The organism is Nonomuraea sp. NPDC047529 (assembly GCF_040642995.1).
Classification (GTDB): domain Bacteria; phylum Actinomycetota; class Actinomycetes; order Streptosporangiales; family Streptosporangiaceae; genus Nonomuraea.
This window is the reverse complement of record NZ_JBEYTJ010000105.1, coordinates 1-2,290: the sequence shown is the minus strand read 5'-3', so window position 1 is coordinate 2,290 and position 2,290 is coordinate 1. Positions and strand designations below refer to the sequence as shown.

At 69.9% G+C, this 2,290-nt stretch carries 4 protein-coding genes; all 4 read right to left on the bottom strand.

The window, feature by feature from the left end; all coding sequences use genetic code 11:
• A partial coding sequence (locus tag ABZ815_RS52710; protein WP_357711126.1) for an AI-2E family transporter occupies positions 1–363 on the bottom strand: 363 nt, incomplete at its 3' end.
• 274 nt (positions 364–637) lie between these two features.
• On the bottom strand, positions 638–1,027 hold the full coding sequence (locus ABZ815_RS52705; protein ID WP_357711124.1) for an STAS domain-containing protein: 390 nt from the start codon (positions 1,025–1,027) through the stop codon (positions 638–640).
• Positions 1,028–1,123: 96 nt separating this feature from the next.
• Entirely contained in the window at positions 1,124–1,327 is a 204-nt protein-coding gene (locus tag ABZ815_RS52700) for a hypothetical protein (protein ID WP_357711122.1), read from the bottom strand.
• Positions 1,328–1,447: 120 nt separating this feature from the next.
• The coding region (locus ABZ815_RS52695; RefSeq protein WP_357711119.1) for a tyrosine-type recombinase/integrase at positions 1,448–2,290 on the bottom strand (843 nt) is incomplete at its 5' end.

The window sequence follows — 2,290 nt, the reverse complement described above, 5'->3', positions numbered from 1 at the left end:
GTCCACCCAGCCGCTGAGCTGAACGGGCTTCACGTGCAGAGGGCCGGTGTAGAGCCAGCCCTCCACCGTCTTGGCCGTCTGCCTGACCTGTGTCAACAGGCCGGGGAACTCCTCATTGGCCCGCACGCCGATGATCCAGCCCGTCCCGCCCAGCACGGCGAGCGCGACCAGCATGGTGACCCAGGTGGCGTAGATCGTCCGCAGCCCCGACTCGCGCAGCCGCCGGGTGAGCGGGAACAGCAGCGCGGTCAGCAACAGGGCGACCGCCACCGGCAGGGCGACGATGCGCATCGTCGCCACGAAACCGAGCACATAGTTGGCCACGATGCCGATGACGATCAGGCACGCGCACCACGCGGCCATCCTCGCCAAGGTCGCAGGCACCAACCGCAACAGGCGCTCCTGAGGTGAGTCCACGCACGGGAAACTTCCCCACCGGTCGGAAACAGGCGCACTTCCCGGCTTCGGTAAAGGAAAGTTGAAGCAGAGAATTTGCGTCACGGGCCCGGCGGCCTGCGTGGTGCCGGCCTGGCTTGCGGTGAGCACCGCGGGGGGTGAACGCCATCAGGGCGGCCGGCACGCGCGAGGTCACCTGTCAACGTCTTGGGTTCCGGGGTTGACGACGGCGGTTCGCCGATCACCGCCGTGTCCGGGCCAGCGCGTCCTGTGCCTGCGCCAGAGTGGGGTGGGCGGGAAATATGCGCCCCAGCAGGCCGGTCCTGCGGAGCAGTTGCTCACATGTGCCGTGCAGGCCGATCAAGGCCAGCGCGCCGCCGTCATGGTCGATCTGCCTCCATACCCGGACCAGGCTGCTCAGTCCGGAGGAGTCGCAGAACTCCACCCCGGACATGTCCATGATCACTAGCGGTGGGTTCTGCCGCCGGCACACCTTGACCACTTCGTGTTCCAGGTGCGTGGCAGTGTTCAGGTCCAGCGCGCCGTGGACGGCCACCACCTGGCCCGGGGGCGCCGCGCGCACGCTGAGCCGCAAGGGCTGCGGGTCGTTCGACATCGGCTGCGAAGGCATCGACGCCTCCTCTCGGGGGGCCCTCTGCCCCGCGCCCGCTCTCTGATGTGTCGCGACGTCCGTCCTGTCACCGGCGCGGTTCGGTACGGCCGGTCGTCATGGCCTCTCCTCGGCAGGGAAGGGTACGCGCAGGAGCACCAGGGCGGTGTCGTCGCTGTGGTGGTCCCCGGCATACTCGCTCAGCGCGGTCGTGATGCGCTCCAGCGTCTGCTCGGCGTTCAAGCCGTCGTTCAGGCGGCCGGCACAGCGGGCCAGGCGCAGGCGTCCGAGTTCGGTCAGCGGCGCGTTACGGTGGGGCATGAGGGCCTTTCTGGTCGGCGTGTAGATGTCGCAATCCACACCGAACCGAAGGCCCTCACCCATTCACAAGATCATCGATATCGTGTCGTGCCTGTGCCTGACCTCTGTGGTCAGTACAGGCTAGTGGTCGCTGATCAGGGCGTTCAAGGCGGCTGCCTTGTGCGCTTCGGTCGGCAGGCCGTAGCGGCGGGTGGTGTCCAACGAGCCGTGGCCGAGGAGTTCGGCGACCAGGACGGGGTCCGTGCCGTGGCGGATGAGCTGGGTGGCGAAGGTGTGGCGCAGGACGTGCGAGCTGAAGGGCTCGGTGGGGTCGTCGCCCAGGCCGACGGCGTCGCCGAGGCCGGTGATGATGTCGCGGGCTGCGCGGTCGCTCAGGCGACCGCCGCGCTGGTTGAGGAACAGCGCTGGGTGGGTGCCGGCTCCCTTCCAGCCGGCGCGGGTTGCCAGCCAGTCGGTCAGGGCCTGGCGCAGGTCGGGGTGGACGGGCAGCAGGCGGATCTTGCCGCCGTCGCGGCCCTGTCCGCGGATGCGAAGTTCGCCCGTGCGGGCTGAGAGGCGCACGTCGGTCAGGTCGAGGCCGACGACTTCGGAGATGCGCAGTCCGGCGTAGTAGGGCAGCAGGGCGACGGCTTTGTCGCGCGGGGAGGCGGTGAGCTGGACGTGGCGGATGTAGCGGCGGGTGCGCCGGGCGTCCAGGACTCGGGGGGCGGTGCGGCGGGAGTCGCGTTCGCGCTGGGTCTGGGGCTTGCCGAGGCCGCGGCGGGCGTAGAAGTCGTCGATGGCCGACAGGTAGGCGTCGATGGTGTTGGGAGCGCGGCGGCCGTCCTTGAGGTGGCGGCGGAAGTCGCGTACCGCGCCGGCGGCCGCGACCGCATCAGTGAGCGGATCGCCGTCCAGGGCGGCGGCGTCGGCTTGGACGGCCAGCCAGTCCAGGTAGCCGCGCAGCCGGGAGGTGTACTTGGT